This window comes from Haloterrigena turkmenica DSM 5511, from assembly GCF_000025325.1.
Classification (GTDB): domain Archaea; phylum Halobacteriota; class Halobacteria; order Halobacteriales; family Natrialbaceae; genus Haloterrigena; species Haloterrigena turkmenica.
On record NC_013743.1, the window covers coordinates 787,915 to 810,546 of the forward strand.

At 67.2% G+C, this 22,632-nt stretch carries 21 protein-coding genes; 7 read left to right on the forward strand and 14 right to left on the reverse strand.

Going from position 1 to position 22,632, the window contains the following annotated elements; translation table 11 throughout:
* Nucleotides 1-76 precede the first annotated feature (76 nt).
* Both HTUR_RS03835 and HTUR_RS03840 read left to right on the forward strand, forming a co-directional pair.
* Nucleotides 77-1,147 carry a hypothetical protein gene (locus tag HTUR_RS03835; protein WP_012941983.1) on the forward strand — a complete coding sequence of 357 codons (1,071 nt, stop codon included), beginning with the start codon at nucleotides 77-79 and terminating at the stop codon, nucleotides 1,145-1,147.
* Entirely contained in the window at nucleotides 1,144-1,893 is a 750-nt protein-coding gene (locus tag HTUR_RS03840; protein WP_012941984.1) for a class I SAM-dependent methyltransferase, read from the forward strand. The genes HTUR_RS03835 and HTUR_RS03840 overlap by 4 nt, the downstream gene beginning before the upstream one ends.
* 283 nt (nucleotides 1,894-2,176) lie before the next feature.
* Here HTUR_RS03840 and HTUR_RS03845 read toward each other — a convergent pair whose 3' ends face one another.
* From HTUR_RS03845 to HTUR_RS03865, 5 genes are all read right to left on the reverse strand, one after another.
* Nucleotides 2,177-3,232 (reverse strand): hypothetical protein, encoded by a 1,056-nt coding sequence (locus HTUR_RS03845; protein ID WP_012941985.1) that lies wholly within the window; start codon nucleotides 3,230-3,232, stop codon nucleotides 2,177-2,179.
* On the reverse strand, nucleotides 3,229-3,951 hold the full coding sequence (locus tag HTUR_RS03850; RefSeq protein WP_012941986.1) for a class I SAM-dependent methyltransferase: 723 nt from the start codon (nucleotides 3,949-3,951) through the stop codon (nucleotides 3,229-3,231). Before HTUR_RS03850 ends, HTUR_RS03845 begins: the two co-directional genes overlap by 4 nt.
* Nucleotides 3,952-3,953: 2 nt before the next feature.
* On the reverse strand, nucleotides 3,954-5,327 hold the full coding sequence (locus HTUR_RS03855) for a glycosyltransferase family 4 protein (protein WP_012941987.1): 1,374 nt from the start codon (nucleotides 5,325-5,327) through the stop codon (nucleotides 3,954-3,956).
* A gap of 247 nt (nucleotides 5,328-5,574) precedes the next feature.
* Nucleotides 5,575-6,135: an NUDIX hydrolase gene (locus HTUR_RS03860; RefSeq protein WP_012941988.1), complete on the reverse strand. Its 561-nt coding sequence runs from the start codon at nucleotides 6,133-6,135 to the stop codon at nucleotides 5,575-5,577.
* An 80-nt stretch (nucleotides 6,136-6,215) separates the two neighbouring features.
* Nucleotides 6,216-7,166 (reverse strand): diacylglycerol/lipid kinase family protein, encoded by a 951-nt coding sequence (locus HTUR_RS03865; protein ID WP_012941989.1) that lies wholly within the window; start codon nucleotides 7,164-7,166, stop codon nucleotides 6,216-6,218.
* A gap of 54 nt (nucleotides 7,167-7,220) precedes the next feature.
* Between HTUR_RS03865 and HTUR_RS03870 the strand changes: the two genes are divergently transcribed.
* On the forward strand, nucleotides 7,221-7,940 hold the full coding sequence (locus HTUR_RS03870; protein ID WP_012941990.1) for a PHP-associated domain-containing protein: 720 nt from the start codon (nucleotides 7,221-7,223) through the stop codon (nucleotides 7,938-7,940).
* A gap of 126 nt (nucleotides 7,941-8,066) precedes the next feature.
* Here the strand turns inward: HTUR_RS03870 and HTUR_RS03875 are convergent, their stop codons facing one another.
* Nucleotides 8,067-8,345, reverse strand: a complete 279-nt coding sequence (locus HTUR_RS03875; RefSeq protein WP_012941991.1) for a hypothetical protein — start codon at nucleotides 8,343-8,345, stop codon at nucleotides 8,067-8,069.
* Nucleotides 8,346-8,474: 129 nt separating this feature from the next.
* A complete protein-coding gene (locus HTUR_RS03880) occupies nucleotides 8,475-8,888 on the reverse strand; it encodes an Lrp/AsnC family transcriptional regulator (protein WP_008896169.1) in 414 nt (137 codons plus the stop codon).
* Nucleotides 8,889-8,990: 102 nt separating this feature from the next.
* On the opposite strand from HTUR_RS03880, the gene carA reads away from it, so the two are divergent.
* Nucleotides 8,991-10,067 carry a glutamine-hydrolyzing carbamoyl-phosphate synthase small subunit gene (gene carA, locus HTUR_RS03885; RefSeq protein WP_012941992.1) on the forward strand — a complete coding sequence of 359 codons (1,077 nt, stop codon included), beginning with the start codon at nucleotides 8,991-8,993 and terminating at the stop codon, nucleotides 10,065-10,067.
* 158 nt (nucleotides 10,068-10,225) lie between these two features.
* Here the strand turns inward: carA and HTUR_RS03890 are convergent, their stop codons facing one another.
* The 3 genes from HTUR_RS03890 to HTUR_RS03900 all read right to left on the reverse strand — a co-directional run bounded on the left by HTUR_RS03890 (nucleotide 10,226) and on the right by HTUR_RS03900 (nucleotide 13,571).
* On the reverse strand, nucleotides 10,226-11,197 hold the full coding sequence (locus HTUR_RS03890) for an ABC transporter substrate-binding protein (RefSeq protein ID WP_049941827.1): 972 nt from the start codon (nucleotides 11,195-11,197) through the stop codon (nucleotides 10,226-10,228).
* Between the two features lie 182 nt (nucleotides 11,198-11,379).
* The gene (locus HTUR_RS03895; RefSeq protein WP_012941994.1) at nucleotides 11,380-12,381 is read right to left on the reverse strand and encodes an NAD(P)/FAD-dependent oxidoreductase; all 1,002 of its coding nucleotides are present in this window, start codon (nucleotides 12,379-12,381) and stop codon (nucleotides 11,380-11,382) included.
* 2 nt (nucleotides 12,382-12,383) lie between these two features.
* Nucleotides 12,384-13,571: an ABC transporter substrate-binding protein gene (locus tag HTUR_RS03900; RefSeq protein WP_012941995.1), complete on the reverse strand. Its 1,188-nt coding sequence runs from the start codon at nucleotides 13,569-13,571 to the stop codon at nucleotides 12,384-12,386.
* A 180-nt stretch (nucleotides 13,572-13,751) separates the two neighbouring features.
* Between HTUR_RS03900 and cysK the strand changes: the two genes are divergently transcribed.
* Nucleotides 13,752-14,699: a cysteine synthase A gene (gene cysK / locus HTUR_RS03905; RefSeq protein WP_012941996.1), complete on the forward strand. Its 948-nt coding sequence runs from the start codon at nucleotides 13,752-13,754 to the stop codon at nucleotides 14,697-14,699.
* A 214-nt stretch (nucleotides 14,700-14,913) separates the two neighbouring features.
* On the opposite strand, the gene HTUR_RS03910 is transcribed toward cysK, so the two are convergent.
* A complete protein-coding gene (locus HTUR_RS03910) occupies nucleotides 14,914-16,005 on the reverse strand; it encodes a hypothetical protein (protein WP_049941592.1) in 1,092 nt (363 codons plus the stop codon).
* 219 nt (nucleotides 16,006-16,224) lie between these two features.
* Nucleotides 16,225-17,862, reverse strand: a complete 1,638-nt coding sequence (gene purH, locus HTUR_RS03915) for a bifunctional phosphoribosylaminoimidazolecarboxamide formyltransferase/IMP cyclohydrolase (RefSeq protein WP_012941998.1) — start codon at nucleotides 17,860-17,862, stop codon at nucleotides 16,225-16,227.
* Between the two features lie 177 nt (nucleotides 17,863-18,039).
* On the opposite strand from purH, the gene purB reads away from it, so the two are divergent.
* Both purB and HTUR_RS03925 read left to right on the forward strand, forming a co-directional pair.
* Nucleotides 18,040-19,425 carry an adenylosuccinate lyase gene (gene purB / locus HTUR_RS03920; RefSeq protein ID WP_012941999.1) on the forward strand — a complete coding sequence of 462 codons (1,386 nt, stop codon included), beginning with the start codon at nucleotides 18,040-18,042 and terminating at the stop codon, nucleotides 19,423-19,425.
* Nucleotides 19,426-19,494: 69 nt separating this feature from the next.
* Entirely contained in the window at nucleotides 19,495-20,268 is a 774-nt protein-coding gene (locus tag HTUR_RS03925) for a CPBP family intramembrane glutamic endopeptidase (protein WP_012942000.1), read from the forward strand.
* 137 nt (nucleotides 20,269-20,405) lie between these two features.
* On the opposite strand, the gene HTUR_RS03930 is transcribed toward HTUR_RS03925, so the two are convergent.
* Nucleotides 20,406-21,350 (reverse strand): US12 family protein, encoded by a 945-nt coding sequence (locus HTUR_RS03930; protein WP_012942001.1) that lies wholly within the window; start codon nucleotides 21,348-21,350, stop codon nucleotides 20,406-20,408.
* 115 nt (nucleotides 21,351-21,465) lie between these two features.
* The gene (locus HTUR_RS03935; protein WP_012942002.1) at nucleotides 21,466-22,611 is read right to left on the reverse strand and encodes a M20 family metallopeptidase; all 1,146 of its coding nucleotides are present in this window, start codon (nucleotides 22,609-22,611) and stop codon (nucleotides 21,466-21,468) included.
* Nucleotides 22,612-22,632: the final 21 nt, after the last annotated feature.

Genomic DNA, 22,632 nt, shown 5'->3' on the forward strand with positions numbered 1-22,632 from the left:
ACGACTGACCGTTCGGTTCGCCGATCAAAAGCTACTAACAGAATCGTCTCCAGCCAGTATACAGGAGCCGACGCCGATGGATCTCGCGACGCTATCCGAGACGATCGCGACCGGTCGCCTCGGCCGTGCGCTCTCGCGGCTCGTACCCGCGACGACCGTCTGGGACCGTGAGTGGGACATCTGCTGTATTCTCGACGGCTGCCGGCTCGACCTCATGCGCGAGGCGGCCGCGGCCGGCCACGAGGCCCTGCCCGGACCCGACGGGGTCGACTCGCTGTGGTCGGTCGGCTCGCAGTCGGCCGAGTGGATGGACCGAACCTTCGCGCCCGCCTACCGCGAGGAGATGGCTCGCACCGCGTACGTGACCGGCAACCCCTTTTCCTCCCAGTCCTGCGAGCACATTCTCGTCACCTCCGACGAGGTGCTGCCGCTGTCCGGGGCCGACTTCGGCGTCTTCCACGAGGCCTGGCGGGACGACTGGATCGACGACGGCATCTCGACGATCCCGCCCGAGTCGCTGACCGACGCCGCGATCGCGATCTGGCGCCGCCGCGAGGAACTCGGCGTCGATCGCGTCCTCGTCCACTACATGCAGCCCCACGCGCCGTTCCGGTCCCGGCCGGAGTGGTTCTTCGGCTCGGCCGACATCGAACACTGGGGCCAGTTCGCCGACGACGAGGACGGCGACGATTCGGCGGCCGAGGATAACGAACTCGATCTCGACCTCGAGGACCTCACGACCGAGGAGCGGGAGGCCCTCGAGGCCTTCGCCGAGGCCGACGACGACGAGGGGTCGATGAACGACCCCTGGCTGCGGGTCCGCGACGGTGATCTGGCCTTCGAGGCGGTCTGGCGGGCCTACCGGGACAACCTCGAGTGGGTGGTAGACGACGTCGCGCGCGTACTCGAGAACTGCGACGGCCGCGTGGCGATGACCAGCGACCACGGTAACGCGCTCGGCGAGTTCGGCGTCTGGTCGCACCCGCCTGGGACGCCGGTGCCCGCGTTGCGACGCGTCCCGTGGGTCGTCCGCGAGGGGCGGGATCTGGGTACCTGCGATCCGGCGCTCCCGGACCCGATCCGCGACGGACGGCGTACCGAGGGCGACGACGTCGAGTCGCGCCTCGGGGCGCTGGGATACCGGTGACGGTCCGCGGTACGCTCCGGGACGCGATTTATGCGGTGCGGAAGGCCCGACTGAGACTCGAGCGCCGGCGGCTCGACTACGGCCGCGAGACTCGAGACCGAGCCGAGCGGCTGTCCGAGATTCTGCCGGCCTCCGTCGCGGAGCTTCGAGGGTACGAACGCGAATACGAGGACCTCGAGTGGTTTCACGACACTTACGCCGACCGCGTGGCGGAGATTCACGAGACCGGTGTCGCCGCCGACACCACCCACTGGCGCGACGGCGCGACGCTGTACGTCGTCTGTCGCGCCCTCGAGGTCGAGACCGCGGTCGAGACTGGCGTTCTCTTCGGATCGTTCGACGCCCACGTGCTGGCGGCGATGGAACGAAACGGCGGCGGGACGCTACACGCGGTCGATCTACCCGGTGGCCCGCCCGGTCGGTTCGACTACGGCCACCTGATTCCGGATCGGTGCCGCGATCGGTGGGAACTGCATCGGGGCGACGCGCGAGACGTGGTGCCGGAGTTGCTCGAGGCCGTCGGTCCCGTCGACCTCTTCTTGCACGATTCGGACCACCGACTGCCACACATGCGCTTCGAGTACGAGACGGCGCTGTCGCACCTCGAGGCCGGCGGCGTCTTGGCGAGTCACGACGTGCGGCTCTCGAGGCTGTTCGATCGGTTCACGGACGCGAACGACCTGCCCGCGTGCGTCGTTTGCGATACGGGAATCGCACGGGTTTCCTCGTCCGAGGGGACGGAGTGAGCGAACCCGCCTGAGCGACGAACGGGGACGTGCTCGGACGACAATCCGTTGAATAACGCGCGCAGCGATCTTTTCAGTGCGTTCGTGCTAGGGGCCCCGTGGTTCGACTCTCGACTATCGTCATACTCGTCGGGCTCGTACGGTTCACGCCACTACCGCCGCCACTGGGGATCGTTCTCGGGGCGACCCTGATACTCGCCGGAGTCGTGCTCAGAGTCTTCACGGACAAATAACGCGTTTGCACCGAGCGAGACCTGTTACACCGCGAGCGTCGCACTCGAGGTCACTCCGGCTGCGGGTCGGTGAAGAGATCCGCAGCGGCGGAGAGCCCCGAGAGCGCGTCCGCCGCCAGCACCGCGGCCGCGCCGGTCCAGGTCGGCCGCTCGCCCGGCCAGAACGCCTCGTCCTCGAACTGGTAGCCCGTCCAGAAGACGCCATCGTCGTCGGTCCACTGGAACAGCCACTCGAGGATCTCACGCGCGCGCTCCGTCCGGCCGACCGCGGCCAGCGAGAGCGCGAGTTCACAGGACTCGGCGACGGTCACCCAGGGCTCGTCTGCGACGCAGCGACAGCCCAGTTCCTCCTCGAGGAACCGATCTGTGCCCGTCTCGAGCCGTTCTCGAGCGGCCGCGCCGGTCACCACGCCACAGAGGACGGGGTAGAACCAGTCCATCGCGTAGCGGGACTTGCTCTCCCAGGTTCGGTCGAACCGATCTGGCCGGCTCCGGATCGCCTCGCCGAGTCGGGACCGAGCCTCGAGCCACCGGTCGCGCGCCCCGGCACGGCCGAGAACGTCCGCGATCGCGGCGCCGCAGGCGAGACTCTTGTAGATGGAGGCGCAGCCGGCGATCAGCGCGTCCTCGTAGACCTCGCCGTCGGGGTCGACGGTCCAGTAGATCTCGCCCGTCGGCGCCTGGTGGTCGCAAGCGAAGGCGAGGGCGTCTCGAACGGTCGGCCAGAGAGTCTCGAGAAACTCGCGGTCGCCGGTACAGAGATAGTGGTGATACGTGCCGACAGCGACGTAGGCGCTCCGGTGGGTCTCCTTGCGCGGTTCGTCGCCCTCGTGGGCGCCGTCGCCGTCCTCGCTGTCGCCGTAGGTCGCCCACAGCGCCCCGTCGTCGTGTTGAGCCTCGGTCACCCAGCGGTAGGCGTGTCGGGCGGCCTCGTCGCGGCCGGCGACCGACAGCGCCATCGCGCTCTCGACGTGGTCCCAGGGGTCGGCGGGGCCGTCGGGATACCACAGGATTAGTCCGTCCTCGCGCTGGACGCGCTCGATGTGGTCGACCGCGGGCTCGAGTTCCCAGTCGGCGAGCGACCGTGACCCGGGGCCGTCGCTCACGCTGGCCCCTCCAGTTCGAAGTAGTAGACGACGCTTTTCCCCACCAGCGGGTCGAGCGCCCGCTCGAGCAGCCGCACTGGTCGGGGCGACTCGAGAACGTCCCACTCGAGGAAGCGATCGTAGGCCCGCAGCGCCAGCGGCGCCTCATCGCGCTGGTCGCGATCCCACCAGAGACACTTCAGCCACCAGTAGGGGGCGTGCAGGGCGTGGGCGAAGTGGTCGTCGACCCGGCGGAAGCCGCGCCGTTCGATCGCGGCCTGCAGTTCATCGCGGTCGAAGATGCGGACGTGGCCACCCTCGACCTGGTGGTACTCCTCGGACAGCGCCCAGCAGACCCGCTCGGGCCCCTCGCGGGGGACGCTGACCGCGAGCGTGCCGCCCGGCTTGCAGACTCGGCGGAGTTCGTCCAGCGCCGCCTCGTAGTCGGGGATGTGCTCTAAGACCTCGGTACAGCAGACGACGTCGAAGGAACCGTCCGCGAAGGGGAGTCGGAGCGCATCGCCCGCGGCGAACGTGACCGGCACGTCCGTCTCGCCGGCGATGTACGCCTCGTAGTCCTCGCGCGCGGCGGTCAGGTTCTCCCGTCCGATGTCGATGCCGACGACCTCCCGGACGTTCTCGAGGGCGGCGGCGTGGACGTGTCGGCCCTCCCCGCAGCCGATGTCGAGCACGCGCATCCCCGGTGTCAGCGTGAGCCGGTCGAAATCGATCGTCTCCATGATCAAGCCTCTCGCGTCTGTCGGGTCTCGATCGCGGTTCGATACGTGCGAACGGTCTCGCGGGCGGCTCGCTCCCAGTCGAACTCCTCGACGATGCGCTCGCGGGCCCGCTCGCCCAGCCGATCGCGGCGGGCGTCGTCCGCGAGCAACTCGCGGATCGCGTCGGCCATCTCGCCGGCGTCGCCGGGGGCGACGAGGACGCCGGCGTCGCCGACCACCTCGGGAAGCGCACCGCCGGTGGTGGCGACGACCGGGACGCCACAGGCCATCGCCTCGCCCGCCGGGAGGCCGAAGCCCTCGTACAGCGAGGGGACGACGGCGACGTCGGCGGTGCCGTAGAGTTCGATCATCCGGTCATAGCTGATCTTGCTGTGGGTCTCGACGGCGTCCTCGATGCCTAGCTTCGAGACCAGTCGGTCGCAGTCGCCGCCCTCGTCGAACTCGCCGACGACGACGAGTTCGGCGTCGACGGCCTCGCGAACCTCGGCGAAGGCCTCGAGCAGGTAGCGGGCGCCTTTCAGGGGCACGTCGGCGCTGACGGTCGTCATCACGCGCGGGCGGTCGTACTCGCGGTCGACGGGTTCGAACAGGTCGGTGTCGATCCCGTTGTGGACGACGCGGAGCGCGTCGGGGTCGGCGCCGAAGTCAGCGACGGTGCGGCGCTTGGCCGCTTCGGAGACGGTCAGCACGTGGGGGAGATCACGAACCACCTCGCGTTGCATCCGGAGGAACCGGTACCAGCGGCGGATCAGCAGCCGCTCGCCCCAGCCGTCGGCCGCGGCGAGGGCGACGTCGCGGTCGACGGTGATCGGGTGGTGAACCGTCGCCACCACCGGGTGGCCCCGCTCGCGGAGCGTCTGCAGGCCGTAACACAGCGACTGATTGTCGTGGATCACGTCGTACTCGGGTTGCCGTTTCTCGAAGTAGTCGACGACGCGGCGGCCGAAGGCGTAGGGGTCGGGGAAGCCGCCAGTCAGGGCGCTCAGCCACTCGTACATCGCCAGCGGGTCGCGGAGGTAGGCGGGTTCGAACTGCCCCAGCCGATCGAGTTCGTCGACGACGTTCTCGCCGGGCAGCTTCACCAGTCCGACGCCGTCGTCGAGTTCGGGGTAGGGTTTGCCCGAAATCACGTCGACGGAGTGTCCGAGGTCGGTCAGCGCTCGGCTCAGGTACTTCACGTAGACGCCCTGGCCGCCGGAGTAGGGGTTCGATCGGTAGCTCAGCAGACAGATATCCAGCGGCTCGCCCTCGAGTCGCGCCGAGTCGGGCGACGGTCCCGTTTCCGCTGTCGATCCCGTCGCAGTCGAACGCCCCGCCGACGCGGACGAAGTGGCGACGCTCCCCCGGAGAAGACGCCTGAACGTATCACTGACCATCGCAGTCTATCCTTCATGTGTGGGCACTCACTAATAAACCTCCCGCTAGTGTACTGTTTCTAGACGGTGTCCGTCGCCGAGAGACGACGGTCTCGTTCGTCGTTTCTCGTTCGGGAGAGGCTCGAGGACTGGGCCTCGAGTCGGGTAGATAATCGGGTTTCGAGAACACCAGAATAGCAGGTAGCTGGCCGGACGGTTCGACGAAATTGTTCGAAATTCGATAATCGGATCGAGATCGTCGGTGGGGCTACCGAACGTCGCGTCGCATCGCGATCTCGAACCAGGGACAGAGGCGGAGCTGGCGGTACCATTCCGGGTTCGAGTGGAGTCGCTCGTAAGGGACCCACATCAGGCCCGCGACCTCCTCCTCGTCGGGGTCGAGGCTCCGGTCGTCCAGCGTCAGCTTCAGGACGGCACAGACCTCATGTTCGACGCCCGCGTTCTCGAAGTAGCGCTTGTACTCGAAGCGGTCAGTCAGCCGCAGGTCGCCGTACTGGTCGGGAGTAATTCCCAGTTCCTCTTCGAGACGCTGGCGGGTCGCTTCCTCCTGGCTCTGGCCCTCGACGGGGTGGGAGGCGACGGTTCCGTCCCAGTAGGTTCCCCAGAGGCGCTTGCCGGGGGCTCGCTGGGCCAGCAGGATGTTCCCCTCGCCGTCGAAGACCAGCGACGTAAACGCCCGGTGGCGAATTCCGTCGCCGGTGTGGGCGTCGAGCCGGTTGACGAGCTCGAGTTCGGTGTCGTCGGCGTCGACGGCGATCACGTCCTGTTCGGCGTTCTCGTGGGTGAGATCGTCCTGTGGCGTACTCATATCCCCACAATCACAGCGGGTCTTGAAACCAGTATCGTCTCGCCGCGGCGGCGCGCGGGGCTCACGCCACGTCGTGTGCGTCAGACGATCCCGCCGTTCGTCACCTCCTCATCGTCCGGGTCGATCCGATACTCGTCCCCGACGGCGATCTCGAGCGCGCTCGCCTCGGTCTCGAGGTGAAGCGTCTCGGTCTCGAGCATCTCGCCGTCTAAGCTGTACTCGACGGCGCCCTCCCGGCTCTCGATCTCGAGGGCCGGCGTTCGTCGCGTGACGATGCAGTCGCTGTCGCCGTCGAACAGGCCCTTTCGGGCCGCGCCGCCGAGCAGATTCATGGCAGCGGTATCTTCGACGATCGTCACCTCGAGCAGGCCGTCCTCGACGTCGGCCTGGGCGGTTCGCGCGCCGGTGAACCGCCGACAGTTCCCGATGAGGACGAACAGGGCCTCGCCCTCCCAGGCCCGCGCACGCTCCCCGTTCGGGCCCGTGGCCGTCGTCACCCGCAGCGGGAGCGAATCGAACTCGCCGACCATCTCGATCGTGTTCTTCACGTACGCGAGCACGCCCAGCTCTGCCTTGCTCTCCGAGGACGTCTCGCCGCTCGCCGCGGCGGTGATCCCGCCGACGCAGGAGTTGACGAAGACGCGATCGTTCGCGACGCCGATGTCGATTCGCCGACGGCGGCCGTCCTCGATCACGTCGAACGCGTGCTCGAGTCCTCGGACTCCGATGTTCGCGGCGAAGTTGTTGCCCGTCCCCGCGGGGACGACCCCGACGGTCGTCGACTCGAGGGCGTCCGCCGCCGCGACGCCGTTGGTGACGGCGTTTATCGTCCCGTCCCCGCCGGCCGCGGCGACCAGGTCGGCCTCGGGAGCGGCCTCGCGGGCCAACCGCGTCGCGTCGCCGCTTTCCTCGGTCTTTCGAATCTCGAAGCCGCGGTCGGTCGCCAGCTCGACGACCTCGTCGACGTGGTCCCCGCTCCCGCTTACGGGATTGAGAACCAGAACGCGGTCGCTCGCACCGTCGGATCCCATACTACAGGAGATGCCGGCCGCACGCAAAAGGGTCTGCCCGGCGTTTGCCCTTCCATGTACTCCGTCGACCTCCACGCGCACACGAGGTTCTTTCACGGTCGCCGGCGCCTCGGCGACCGCTTCGACCCGCTGGGCGTCCGACTGCTCGCCCGGGCCGCCGACCGCCGCGGCCTCGAGGGCGTCGCGACGACCAACCACGACTACTACACGCCGCTGGATCCGCCCGGCGGCGCCCAGACGCTGCCGGGGATCGAAATCACGACCGACCGCGGCCACGTCCTCGTCGTCGGCCCCGATCCGCCGGAAGCGACGAAACCCGGCGCGCTCTCCCCCGCGGAGGCGGTCGCGCTGGCACACGACCGGGGCTGCGCCGCGATCGTCGCCCACCCCTTCCGGAACAGCACGGTGCGAGAACTCGAGGACGTCCCCTTCGACGCGATCGAAGTCAACGGCAAACACCCGCGCTCGCGGCCGCTCGTGGAACAGCTGGCCGAGGAGCGCGATCTCCCGCTGGTCGGCGGCAGCGACGCCCACTACCCCTTCGAGGTGGGCCGGGCGTACACGGTCGTCGAGGCCGACGAGTTCACGCCCGAGTCGGTCGTCGACGCGATCCGCGACGGTCGCGTGAGCGCGCGCGTCTCCGAGTCGCTGCTGGACCGACTGCTGCGCCGTGGCTATCGGGCGATCCATAACCGCAAACGCGTGATCGACGCGATCGAGCGACCGACGCCCGGTGTCGGCGCGCCGCCGGGTGAGGAGGAGAAAGCCGACTGAAGGATCGATCACGGTATCGTCGACTGATGAATCGCCCTTCGATGGCGCACGCCGTCGATCGCGTTCGGTTCGTAACGGGATTCCTGACGGTATCCGTAGTATGCTGGGATCCACGTGACGACGCCATCACCCGCCGGGTCGCCTGAACGTGTAGACTACGTCGTCAGCGTCGATCGTGAGCGATCCCGCGTCGTGATTCACGACGAGGTCGACCGCTTTTCGTTGCTCGAAGTCGTGGAGCGGCATCCCCGTGCTGACGCGTCCGGTCCGCGAGATCTCGAGGTAGGCGGAGCCGAAGTCGATCCGAATCCGGTCGTCGCCGGTAGTCACGTCTCCGGCCTCGCCGAACCGGCGCAGTTCGTCGGTCACTGCGTCCCAGTCACTGAGGTGAATCCGGTTTGCCATCGGTTCGTAGACGACGGCCGCGAACTAATACCGTCGGGCGACAGATTCAGGTTCCCGGTTCGGGACTACCCGTACGGATTCGACCCGGCTCAGATCCACACCGCCTACTGGCTCGTTCGAACGAGTGGCCTAACCGAGTTCCTCGTCCAGGATCAGCCGCGTCTTCGTGCTCACGACCTCCTCCTGATCGCGGGCCTTCGTGATGAGATCGTTGACCCCGCGCGTGTCCGCGGCGTCGACGACGAGCACGACGTCCTGCTCGCCCGAGACCATCCAGACGAAGTCCACTTCGTCCCACTCGGCGATGCGCTCGGAGACGGCCTTCGTGTCGACGTCGACCGCGACGCTGAGCTCGATCATCGCCTGGACGTTGCCCGTCCGGGTCGAAATCGTGAAGCGTTCGATGACGTCCTCGTCGATCATCCGTTCGACGCGGTTGCGGACGGTTCCCTCGCTCGTCCCGACCTCGTCGGCGATCTCGGTGTAGGGCGTGCGGCCGTCTCGCCGAAGCTGATCGAGGATCTGTCGGTCCAGGTCGTCCATGGAGATGCGTGACTACGCGTGACCTGCACTTACCGATTACGAAAATCGTAACTGAGCTTCGAAGACAACACTTATGATGATGCATCCGATACGTAGATCGTAATGACGGAAGCCTACGTCGCACTGGAAGACGGCCGCGTACTCGAGGGACGTGGTCGCGCTCCGGGCACGGCTCGCGGGGAACTCGTTTTCACGACAGCGTATACGGGATACGAAGAGAGTCTGACCGACCCCTCCTACGAGGAGCAGGTCCTGACCTTCTCGTACCCGCTGATCGGTAACTACGGCGTCCGCGAGGAGCGGTTCGAGGACGACCGCGTCCACCCCCGCGCCGCGCTCGCCAAGGAGTTCACCGAGGACGTCGCCGAGTGGCTCGAGAGCGAGGGCGTCCCGGCGGTCGACCACCTCGACACGCGAGAGGTCGTCACCACCATCCGCGACGGCGGCGCCATGAAGTGCGGTATCGCCGTCGGCGAGGACGTCACCGAGGAAGACGCCAAGGAGCAACTCGAGCAGTGCGAGGCGATGAGCGATCACACCGAGATCGGCGCGCAAGTCAGCGTCGACGAGGTCGAGGTCCATGGCGAAGACAACGACGGCGAGACCGTCGCGCTGGTCGACTGCGGCGCGAAGGGCTCGATCGTCGACTCGTTGCTCGCTCGCAATGCGACGGTTCACGTGCTTCCCCACGACGCGAGCGTCGCCGACGTCGAGGCCGTCGATCCCGACGTCCTCTTCATCTCGAACGGCCCCGGCGACCCGGTCAACTTCGAGCAGGCGATCACGCTCGTCGAGGAGTTCGTCGAGGACACGCCCGTCGCCGGCATCTGTCTCGGCCAGCAGATCGTCGCCGAGGCGCTGGGCGGCACGACCGAGAAGATGGACTTCGGTCACCGCGGCGTCAATCAGCCCGTCCTCGACTTAGAGTCCGGCCAGGTCGTCATGACCACCCAGAACCACGGCTACACGGTCGCCGAACCCGGCGAACACCTCGAGATCACCCAGATCAACGTCAACGACGACACGCCGGAGGGCATCGACGGCATCGAGTACGATGTCATCACCCGCCAGTATCACCCCGAAGCCAACCCCGGTCCGGAGGACACCCTCGACTTCTTCGACAGCGTCCTCGCGATGGCCGACTCGCGATCGGAGCAGGCCGTTCCCGCCGACGACTGATCGATAGGTCGACGATCGGCGACACGCTCGGTATTCGATCGACAGCGTTCGAGTGCGTTCGATTTCGTTCTATCCGATGGAGAGCGCTGCCGACGGGCGACGAGAACGAACCGAATCGGCGACTCTCGACGAACTGATGGCGACGCGCCCGCGGGCGATCAGACGTCGCCGGAGACGATCTCCGCGACCCGTTCGCGATCGAACAGCGTCGCGTCGTCGAACGCGTCGGGGTAGATGTCCGTCGCGGCGCGTTCGGTGTGGTAGAAGTTGCTGATCGGGCCCTGGTCGAGGTAGCCGGCGTTATAGACGGCGTCGTCCCGGACGGCTCGGACCTTGCTGGCGGCCGGATCGTCCCGTAGCGGCTCGACGACTGCTTCTCGGAACTCCGATTCGGAGTCCCCGCCGTGGTTGCGAACCAGCAGTACCTCGGGATCGATCTCGAGGAGGGTCTCCAGATCGACCGTACTTCGATCGCCGTATCTGTAGTGTCCCACGTCGGTCGTCGCGAGCGCGTCGGTCAGTCCGAGATCTCGCCACTGCTTAGTGCTGATCCCGCCGTCGTCGAATCGGAAGGGGTAGAACTCGTCTCCCGATTCGGCCGGGTAGACGAGCATCGCGGTCGGTCGCTGGTCGGCCGGCGGTAACCGTTCCTCGATCGTCTCGAGCATCGTTTCGTGAAGGTCGACGAGCGCCTCGTAGCGATCTCGCGCCTGGAACACGTCGGCCATCAGTTCGAGCGCCTCGTAGAGCTCGTAGTAGCGGTAATCGTGCCACTCGTCACTGTGGCGGCGAATGAAGTTGCCGAACAAGGGGCCGACGTCGGTTCTGACTTGATCGACGTCGTCGCGATCCCATTCGTACCAGTGTGTCAATATGTGTGGGTCGATGAAATGGGCGTCGGCGTCCATTTCGTAAAACAGCTCCGTGTCGACGCCGCCTTCGGTCAGTTCCACGACCTCGTCCTCGTCGAACTCGATGTCGGGCAGTTCGTCGTAGACCTCGGTCCCGAACCGTTCGTGGTTCTGAATGCCGAGCGTCTGCCCGCCGCCGAGCGCGAATCCCATGTCCGCGTAACTGGGCAACAGCGCCGTCCACCGCTCGGGCGGCCCCTCGAACTCGACCTCGCCCATCGGCTCCATCGAGACCGTGTACGTCTCGCCGCTCGAACCGTCCGTTTCGCCGCCGGTGATACACCCCGCGAGGAGCGCGCCACCGGTGGCGACCCCCGCACCGATGAACTTCCGTCGCGTCGTTTCGGTTGACCGCATCGAACTCGAGTTTTTAGGCAAGCCTAAAAATTGTATCGGTCGGCTCAGTCGTCGTTCGGGTCGGTGTCTGACCGCTCGTCACCGCCCTCGAGGCGCGCCGCCCGCTCGCGGATCGCCTCGTCGTCGACGGCCTCGAGCAACACCTCGTCGTCGAGCGTCTCCGCGAGCCGTCGCTGGCCGCGCTCGGTTCGCCGAGCCGCGGTTTCGGCCTCGAGGTAGCTCTCGTCGCGCTCGGCCGCGTAGGACTCGGCGAGGCGTCGAACGTCCTCTGCGTCGCGGTCGCCGGGCGCGGTCGTTTCGAAGAGTTCGACCCAGCGCTCGGGGTCGGCCCACTCCTCGTCTCGGTTCTCTCTGTACCGGCGCCAGTCATACCGTTTCGCGAAGCGATCCCAGTACCCGTCCGCCCGGCGCAGGTCCCGGAGCAGCGCCCGGGCGACCGTCGCGCCGTGGCCCGCCGCGATGATCGCCTGATCGCCGCAGCCGGCCAGGGGACCGGCGACGTAGAGGCCCTCGACCGGCGTCCGGCCGTCGTCGTCCGGATACGCGCGGTCGAACCGCTCGACGCTCCCGTCGGCGCCCTCCTCGGTGACGAACAGCGCCCCGTCGTCGTCCAGTTCGCGGAGGTACGACCCGTCGTACTTCGTCGCCGCGATCACGAACCGGGCCGTCAGGGGGTCGCCGTCCCGGGGCTCGAGTCGGAACCCCTCGCCGTTCGCTGGACCCTCGGTTTCGCCGCCGTCCGCTTCGAACTCGCCGCCCTCGAGCGCGGCGACGGAGTCTACGAGCTCCTCGCGGAGTCGACATCCCGCTTCCCTGGCGTGGGTCTGTGCCAACTCGAGGAACCGCTCGGCCTCGATCCCGCAGGGGAAGCCGAGATAGTTCTCGAGGCAGGCACACCGGCGCAGCGAGGAGGAGCCGCGGTCGAAGACCACCGTCTCGAGACCGTACCGCGCGGTGAAGACGCCGGCCGAACAGCCGGCGGGGCCGCCCCCGATGACGGCCACGTCGACGTCGAACCCGGCGTCGGTCTCGGCGCCGTCGGTCATCGTTACTCGCCAGCGCCGTCGGTCACGATCTCCGCGACGCGGTCGCGGTCGAACAGCCGTGCGTCGTCCGGAATCTCGGGATACGACTGCCCGGATTCGTGCCCCGGCCACTCGCCGAACCGGTCGGGATAGAGCTGTTTGGCCGTCATCTCGAGCTGGAAGAGGTTCATGATCGGCCCCTGGTAGCGCATTCCGCTGGCGACGACGCGGTCGTTCTGGACGGCCGTCAGCTCGCTTCCCGCGGAGTGGTCCTCGAGCCGTTCGCGAATCTCTTCGATGGCGTACCGAGACGTGATTCCCCAGAGGTGGAGGATGACGTCCGGATCGGCCTCGAGCATCGTCTCGTAGTCGACCTCGCCCCAGTCGCCCGACCATTCCACGTCGGCGAGCGCGTCGTGGGCGCCGAGCGGCCGCGTCTCGGCCTGCCAGAAGCCGTCCGTGTTGGTGTGGTAGGAGTAGAAGACGTCCTGTCCCTCCGGTCCCAGCGTGACTCGCGCGACCGTCGGCCGCTCGTCTTCGGGCGGCAGGTTCGACTCGATCTGCGACCGCGTCTCGTCGTAGACCTCCTTCAGCGCCTCGTAGCGATCCCGTTCCTGAAAAACCTCGGCGACCCGCTCAAAGAGTTCCCAGAGCGTGTAGTACTCGTAGCTGTCGGCGTAGGCCTCCGCGGGCTCGCTGTGGACCCCGCTGTGGAAGTTTCCGAACCAGGGACCGACTTGCTCGGCGACGGTATCGATCTTGGATTCGGACCAGTCGTCCTCGGTGGTCAGGACGTACGACGGATCCAGGAAGTGGACGTCGCTGTCGTACTCGTAGAGGTCCTCCTCGACCACCCCGTCCTTGAGCGGGTGGGGCAGCGACTCGCCGTCGAAGGAAACGCCCTCGAGCCGGTCGTAGAACATCGACATCGTCGATCCCGACATCTCGGGCGCGAACAGCGTGTTCACCGCGTCGCCGTGGCCCAGCGCGACCGCCATGTCCGCGTAGTGGGCGAACGTGACGAAGGCGTCCTGGGGGACGGCGTCGAACTCGACTTCTCCCATCGGCGCCATCGACACCGTGTAGGAGTCGCCGTCCTCCGAGCTTGAACTGTCACCGGTGATACAGCCGGCCATCGCCGCGCTCCCGGCCGCGATCCCCGTCGCGACGAACTCGCGTCGACTTCGCTCGAGTTGCCGTATCGATTTCATACGATTTAGGCTGGCCTAATACTCTAAAAATGATTCGGTTTTTGGCCGGCCGAAATTTGCGCGCAACGCGGATGGCTCTCCCAGCCCGCGCTCGGACGGCCGTTCGATCAACCGTGTCGCCGCGCGAGCCGAACCGATTCGGGACAACTGGTAGTGGGGTCGTCCCGCGTGTCTGAACTAATGGGACCAGCAGTCGACTCCGCGGCCGAGACCGAGATCGACGTCGCCGAGACCGTCGACGAACTGATCGGCCGAACGCCGCTGTTGCGACTGGACGCGTTCGCCGACAACTGTTTCGGAAAACTCGAGTCGCACAACCCCTATTCGGTCAAGGATCGGATCGCGCGCGGGATCATCGACGCCGCCGAGCGGGCGGGCGCGCTCGAGCCCGACGACACCGTCGTCGAATCGACCAGCGGGAACACGGGCATCGGGCTGGCGGCGGTCTGTGCCGCTCGCGGCTACGACTGCGTGCTGACGATGCCGGCCTCGATGTCGACCGAGCGTCGGCAACTCCTGAGCGCGTTGGGCGCCGACCTCGAGTTGACGCCCGCCGAGGACGGGATGGGCGGCGCGAACGAGCGCGCCGAGGAGATCGTCGCCGAGCGCGAGGACGCGATCATGGCCCGCCAGTTCGAGAACGAGGCGAACCCGGCGGCCCACCGGGAGACGACCGGGCCCGAAATCTGGGACGCCACAGACGGCGCGGTCGACGCGGTCGTCGCGGGCGTCGGTACCGGCGGTACCATCACCGGCGTCTCGGAGTACATCAAGGAAGAACGGGGGAAGACCGATCTCACGTCGGTCGCGGTCGAACCGGCCGAATCGCCGACGCTCTCGGAACTCAGTTCCGAGGGCCACGACATTCAGGGGATCGGTCCCGGCTTCGTCCCCGACATCCTGCGGACCGAACTGATCGACGAGACCCGCGCCGTCGAGGGTGACGCAGCGAAGGAAGCATCCCGAAAGCTGGGCCGAACCGAGGGACTGCTGATCGGCATCTCCGCGGGCGCGGCGCTGTCGGCCGCGGCCGACTATGCGGCCGAACACCCCGACGAACTGGTCGTCGCCGTCCTTCCCGATACCGGTGAGCGGTACCTCTCGACCGATCTCTACGAACGGGACTAGTGCGGACTGCCGTTTCCGATGGCTTCCACTCGTCTGGCTTTGAACGTGAGTACGGATCGGAACCGGTCAGTTCCTGCACTCACGGTGTTCGAATCGGCGTTCGCTACGTACTGCTTGGTATCGCGTTTGGTCGCGTCTCGTCGGTTCTTCGTCGGTCCGGTTTCCGGTCCGCGACACGCGATCGATGTCCTCAGGTCGGAGATCGATCGACCGGTTATTCCTCGGCGTACGCGTCGTACCTCCCTTTATACACGATGAGTCCGCTTTCCGTCCTGATACTGAGATCAGCGAAGTCGGTTTGGAGCTCCGAACCGCTGTTCGGTTCGCTATTGACCGACGTTCCGAGCTGTCCCCCGTCATTGTACAGGTAGAGCGTGTCCTCTTGCGTGATCTCCTTGTTGAGTTCACCGCGGAGCTGAGTGCCGGCGAAGAAGTTGATCTGTGCTCCCGACGGAATTGGCTCCCCCCGTTCGACCGTCACGATGAACGACGACTCGTCTGCGGCCGGTTCGATCGACAGCTCGAGGGCCCGTTCTCGGGCCTCGTCGACCCAGTCGGGCTCCTCGAGAGTCGCTTCGCCGACGTCTTCGAACGTCCCGGACTCGCGGATCTTTCGCGGCCTGTCAAACCGCTCGCCCTCGAGTTTCCACTGATAGCCGACGACTCCTCCTTCCGAGACAACGATAGACGCCTCAAGATCATCGTATCGTTCCATGCGCTGAACCCTCTCGAGCGCGCTCGCGTTGATCACGTCGACCGATTCGAAGACGACGACCGGCGTGCCGTCGCGCTCGTCGAGTTCCGACGCTTCGAACATCGCGGCGTCGAGTAGCGCCCCGAGCGTCACGGAGCCGTCGATGTCCGCATCCAGCCGGGACTGGTCTTCCGTTCGATACCGTTCGTCGAAACCGTTCGAACTGCGGACGAGAACATCGCCTCCGCCGGTCGTGGGATCGGACCACTTCTCCGTGGTCAGATATCCGTCTTCGTCGCGCGTATGGAGGATGGTGTCACCGTTGACGGTGGTGACGGTTTTCTCGTCATCTGAACCGTGCTGTCTCGTCGTTTCCGTCTCTCGAGTCAGCTGAAACGATCCAGCTTCTTCCAGCCGGTCCGCATGGACGGAGGCCAGATTCCGGCGGAATCCGTCTTGGTCGACCGCTTCCGGATACTCGAACGTCTCGAGCGTTAGTTCTTCCTCGGTCTCGTTGACACTCTCAGCGTCGTCTGTTTGGTTGTCGTCGGCGTCCTCCGGCTCCGAATCGCTCGGTCGCTCGTCTTTGCTACCAGTACACCCGGCAGACACCGCTACCAGCGAAACTGCCGCTGTAAGGGCCGTTCTTCTATACATACACGTCTCAACTATTTTCAGACATTATGTAATTCACGGCCGCAGATATGTATGGGAATTCGAAGCGATAAATACCAGACCTCATATAGTGTCGAAAAATGCTCGTTCGGTGCGTCGTGCGATTCCGACGGACCGAGAGGGTGCGACGAGAGGCGAGTGGCGCGCCGCTATCGATCAGTCGTGACGGAACGACCGCTGTCCCGTAAACGCCATCGCGATTCCGTGTTCGTCCGCGGCCTCGATCACGTCGTCGTCGTTGACCGAGCCGCCGGGTTGAACGACCGCCTCGATGCCCGCCTCGGCGGCCTCCTCGATGCCGTCCGGGAACGGGAAGAAGGCGTCCGAGGCCATGACCGCGCCCTCGGCGTCCTTCCCCTCGGCGTGCTCGTCGGCCTTCATCGCCGCGAGGCGGACCGCGTCGACGCGGGAGACCTGCCCCATGCCGATGCCGACCGTCTCGGTGCCGTCCACGAAGAGGATGCCGTTGGACTTGACGTGTTTCAGGGTCTGCCACGCGAACACCATCGACTCGAGTTCCTCGTCGGTCGGCTCGCGCTCGGTGACGACCTCGAGGTCGTCGACGGAGATGGACTGCAGATCGCGCTCCTGGACGAGTCGACCGCCCACGAGCGGTTTCTCGGTGAAGCGCTCGGTCCGCTCGCCGAGTTCGCCCACGTCGAGCACTCGTAGGTTGTCCTTCTCGAAGAGCACCTCGAGGGCGTCGTCGGTGTAGCCGGGGGCGACGACGACCTCCTTGAAGGAGTCGATGATCTGCTCGGCCGTCGCGGCGTCGCACTCGCGATTCAGGGCGACGATGCCTCCGAAGGCGCTCATCGGGTCCGTCGAGAGCGCCTTCTCGTAGGCCTCGGCCAGCGAGTCGGCGGTCGCACAGCCAGCCGGGTTCGTGTGCTTGATGACCGCGGCGGAGGGCTCGTCGAACTCCTTGATGAGGTTCAGCGCGCCGTCGGCGTCGTTGTAGTTGTTGTACGATAGCGCCTTCGCACCCTCGTTGAGCTGGTCGGCGTGGACGACGCTGGCCTCGTCCGTCGTGTAGTCGGCGTAGACCGCGGCGTCCTGGTGGGGGTTCTCCCCGTACCGAAGCGTGTCCGCGCGGTCGTCCGAGACGAGTCGGCGCGTCGGCAGGCCGTCGTGGTCGTCGTCGCCGACGGTCGCCACGTCGTTCTCGACGGTGACCTCACCGGCCTCGAGATCGACGTCCACTGCCCCGTCGGCGAACCACTTCACCGCACGCGGGTACGCGCGGAACTCGCCCTCGTAGAGGACCCGCTCCTTCAGCGTCTCCTCGTCGTCGCCCTCGTAGACCGGAATCGGCTCCTGGGTGACGATCGGACCGGCGTCAACGTCTTCTTCGACGACGCTCCCGTCCTCGTCGGTCGCGTCCGTGACCACGTGGACCGTACAGCCCGTCACGGAGACGCCCTCCTCGAGCGCGTCGCCCCAGGCGTCCATGCCGGGGAAGGCGGGCAAGAGTGCGGGGTGGACGTTCAGCGTCGTCGGCGCCTCGGAGAGGAACGTCTCCGAGAGGATTCGCATGTAGCCGTCGAGACAGACCAGCTCGAAGTCGTACTCCGAGAGGGCCTCGAGCACGGCTTCCTCGTGCTCGCTCCGACTCATGTCGTCCTCGAGCGGGACGACTTCGGTCGGGATCCCGCGCTCGGCGGCGGCCTCGAGCACCGGTGCGTCCGCGTCGTTCGTGAGGACGACGGCCAGTTCGGCCCCGCCCGGGTTGCGATCGGCGATGTTCAACAGGTTGCGCCCTCGGTTGCCGGCCATCCCGGCGATTCGCGTCATGGTCGGAGTGGCGCCCGCGAGCGGCAAAGTGGTTGCGGTCTCGTTCCTTCGAGTATGCACGAATATGGATACTTATGCCGATATTACCGGGGCGGAACGACGAGATATGCACGCTCGTGGCCTCGAGCGGGTCGCGGTTTCGATACCCTTTTTCGCGATGGTTGCGGACGGTCTACTATGACCGACACCGACGCCCTGTATGCCGTCTCGCCGCTGGACGGTCGGTACAGCAGCCGGACCGCACCGCTGTCGCCGTACGCCAGCGAGGCCGCGCTCATGCGAGCACGGGTTCGCGTCGAAGTCGAGTACCTCGTCGCGCTGGCCGACCTCGAGGCGACGCCGCTCGAACTCGACCTGGAGGAGCGCGAACACCTCCGCGGGCTCTACAAGCACTTCGCTGAGGAGGACGCTCGCCTCATCAAGAAACTCGAGACCGAGGGCCACGGCGAGTTCGAGGCCACCAACCACGACGTGAAGGCCGTCGAGTACTTCGTCCGCCACGAACTGCCCGCCGACAGCGACGCCTCGGCGTGGATCCACTTCGGGCTGACCAGCGAGGACGTGAACAACCTCGCCCACCGGCTGCTCGTCCGGGACGCCGTCGACGAGGTGCTCCTGCCCGAACTGTACGAGGTCCGCGACGCGCTCGCCGAGATGGCCCGGGAGCACCAGGACCTCCCGATGCTGGCCCGCACCCACGGCCAGCCCGCGACGCCGACCACGTTCGGCAAGGAGATGGCCGTCTACGCCTCCCGGCTGGCCCGCGCGACGGGTCGCATCCGGCGGGCGACCGACGACCTGCGCGGCAAACTCGGCGGCGCGTCCGGTACCTACGCCGCCCACCACGCCGCCTACCCCGAGGTCGACTGGCCGGCCTTCGCCGAGGAGTTCGTCACGGGACTGGGCCTCGAGTTCGAACCCCTCACGACGCAGGTCAACCCCTGTGACGACCTCGCGACGCTGTTCGACGCCTTCCGCGGGGCCAACGACGTCCTGCTGGATCTGGACCTGGACATCTGGCTCTACGTCTCCGACCGCTACCTCGGGCAGGAGGCCGTCGAGGGCGAGACGGGCTCCTCGACGATGCCCCACAAGGTCAACCCGATCGACTTCGAGAACAGCGAGGGCAACCTCTCGAAGGCTAACTCGGACCTGACCTTCCTCGCCGACTACGTCACCACCTCGCGGCTCCAACGGGACCTCTCCGATTCGACGGTCAAGCGCAACATCGGCGCCGCCTTCGCCCACTGCCTGATCGGCTACACCAAGGCCGCCGCCGGCCTCGAGAAGGTCGTCCCCACCGAACGGGTCATGCGCGAGGACCTCGAGTCGACCCCCGAGATCATCGGCGAAGCGGTCCAGACGATCCTCCGCCGGGAGGGCCAGGCGGACGCCTACGAGCGCGTCAAGGCCGTCACGCGGGGCAAGGACGTCACGATCGAGGACTTCCGCGAGATGTTCGACGACCTCGAGGTCGATGAGGACGTCCGCGAGGAACTGCACGCGCTGACGCCGACTGACTACGTCGGCGTCGCGAGCGATCTGGTCGACGACCTCGAGTAGAGCGGGCCGCCCGACCGGGTCACCCCACGTGTCAGTACCTATTTCTATCCGTAGTGGGTAGGGTCGATCGTGTCCTCGAATCGATCGATCGCCGGGGCGGTTCCGGCGCGCGTCCGCGTCGTCGCCCTCTGTCTCGCCCTCGCCTTCGGCGGCTGGCTGACCGGCTACGCCGCGACGCTCGGCGTCCAGGGACAGGTGTTCGCGCTCGGCTACGAGGCCGAGGCGATCGCCCAGATCACCACCTCGGTCGCGTTCAACGTCGTCGGGGCCGGCGGCCTCGCGCTGACGTACCTGATCGTTCGCCGCGACGGATTCGACTGGGCCTTTACCCGGACGTTCCTTCGACTCCGCAAACCGACGATCTGGGATCTGGCGTGGATCGTCCTCGGTCTGGTCGGAGCGTTCATCGTCGTCGTCGGCTACCACGGCCTCGTCGAGTACGTCGATCCGTTCGGCACCGGCGGCGAGGGCGAGACCCACTCGAACATCGAGGAGAACCGCAACCACCCGGTGCTGTTTCTCGTCGGTATCCCGATCGCGATCCTCCTGACCGGTCCCGGCGAGGAACTGCTCTACCGCGGGGTCGTCCAGTCGCGACTCGGCGAGGCGTTCCCGACGCTGCTCGCCGTCCCCCTGTCCGCACTCGTCTTCGCCGCCGTTCACCTCCCCGTCTACATGGGCGAGGAGTTCGGGGCCGTCCTCGTGAGCCTCGGAACGGTGCTGTCGCTCGGGCTCTACCTCGGCACGCTGTACGAACTCTCGGGCAGCCTGCTCGTCCCGGCGCTGATCCACGGCTGCTACAACGCGGTCGTCTACCTCTCGAACTACCTGACCTACGCCTGAGACGAGATACAGCGACCGAGAGATCCGAGTCGCCCGTCGGTGATTTCGATGGCGTGCGACTCGAGTCCCCCTGTGAACAACGATCGCGCCTCGTCGCCGCCGATCCGCTCACAGCGTCGCGCCGTCGATGTGCACCCTTACTGTTCGTCGGCTGGTTCTTCACGGGACGGCTCGGCGTCGCTTCCCCTATCGTCGTCCGGGTCGGCGTCCCACCGCCAGCCGCCGACGGTCCAGTTCTCGTCGTCCCCGACGATGTCGATCTCATCCCGACCCGAATCGTCATCGTCGTCCCGTTCGAGGACGGCCTCCGTCCCATCCGGCCACGAACGGTCCTCGCGGTCCGCCGGCTGTCCGGCCGATTCGTCTCCGCTGTTCCAGGTCACGGCGGACGGCGTCCGGTCCGGTTCGGTCTCCCACCCGGCACTCGAGCGACCGATTTCCGACCTCCCGGCTGACTCGCTGGCCGCGTCGCCGTCGAACAGGCGCTCGTCGACGTCGAACCGCCGTCGCGCGACGGCGCCGACCGCGACCGTCGCCAGCCCCATCGCCACCAGCGCGCCGAACACGGGAACGAGTTGGCTCGCACCGAGGACGACGGCGCCGACGACGGTCGCCGGGACGAGCGATGCCGAATCGCTGCGACGTCGGACGACCCGATCGCCCATCGCGACGGCTCCGAGACAGCTGCCGACGACCACGGCGAGCCCCCAGACGAACAGTCCCGGAGCGGCGACGACCGCCGTCAGCGCGGAGACCACCGGGTGCTCGACCGCCGTCGAGAGGACCAGCGGCAGCGTCACGGCGACGAGCAGTCCGAACAGGCCGAGAAATCCGACGGCAAAGGATCGATCCGGCCGCTCGGCGATGTCGTCACTGACCGTTCGCGTGAACGTCGAGGCGGCGGCCAGGAGAACGACGCCGACGAGGAACGCGACGAGCGTCGTCCCGAGCGGGAGCCAGAACGGGCGCGGAACGACGGCGCCGACGCTCGAGGCGGCGAGCGAAGCCGTCGGGTCCGAATCGGCGGAGGCGAGGGCGAACGGAGCGAACGCGATTTCGGGGGCGACGGCGAGGGGAGACACGTGCGTATCGGATAAGTGTGGCAGTACCGCCAAAAAACGCCCGATCGGATCGGTCTCGCCCTCACTCGGTCGGTGCGTCTCCGCGTCTCCTCGAGTCTCGGTCGCGCTCGCAGCGCTACGCGACGAGCGTTCGGAGCGTCTCCTCGAGCGCCCGCGCCGCCGCCCGCACGGCATCGACGCGGACGTACTCCCGCGGGGCGTGGGCGACCGCGCCCTCGTCGTCCGCGAGCACGCCGGGACCGAAAACGACCGTCGGCGCGTCGGCCGCGAAGTAGGAGGCCTCAGTCGCGGCGGTGAACGGGCGCACTTCGCCCCCGGACGCGTCCGCGAGGACGTCGACGATCTCGGCGTCGGGGTCGGTGTCCCAGGCCTCGAGGAACGGCGTCGGCCGGTCAGTAAAGCGGAACTCGACGCCGACGTCGTCGGGAACGGCGCTTTGTAACTGGTCGGTCAGCGCCGCGTGGAACTCGTCGGCCGTTTCCGGGGGTACGCTGCGGCGGTCGACTGTCAGCGCGCAATCAGCGGGCACCTGATTCGTGGCCTCGCCGCCGGAGACGACGGTCGGCGTCAGCGTCGCGGCGCCGAGTTGGGGATGTTCCGGCGGCGTGTCGTCGCGCTCGCCGAAGGTACGAATCGCCGCGAGGACGGACTCGAGGGCCGCGACCGCGTTGACGCCGGTTTCCGGTTCGGCGGCGTGGGCGTTGGCTCCCGTCAGGTGGATCGTTCCCTGAAACCGTCCCTTCGCGGCCGTACAGACGTCCAGATCGGTCGGTTCGCCGACGATCACGGCGTCGGCGTCGCGCGTCGGGGAGTCCTCGCCCGACACGAGTTCGTAGGCGCCGGTCGAGAGCACCTCCTCGTCGGGCGTGACTGCGAGCGTGACCCGGCCGTCGGTCGGATCGACGGCGAAAAACGCCGCGAGCAACGCGGCGAGGGGTCCCTTCGCGTCGCAGGAGCCGCGGCCGCGGATCACGTCGCTCCCGCCGGCTTCGTTCCCGTTCTCGTCGCGCTCGAACGGGACGTGCGGTGAGACGGTGTCGATGTGCGTGTTCAACACGACGTGGGTCTCGGCGTCGGCCGGCCCGCGGGTCGCCAGCACGTTGCCGCCGTCGTCGACGCGGAGCGAGACATCGCGGGTCTCGAGCGTCTCACAGAGGAACTCCCGCATCGGACCGACGTTCTCGTGGGAGTCGTGCTGGACGGCTGCCTCGAGGAACTCGACGGGGTCGAATCCGGCGAACTCGCCGTCCGTGGTCGACATCGTCGTCGCTCCGTCGTCCCC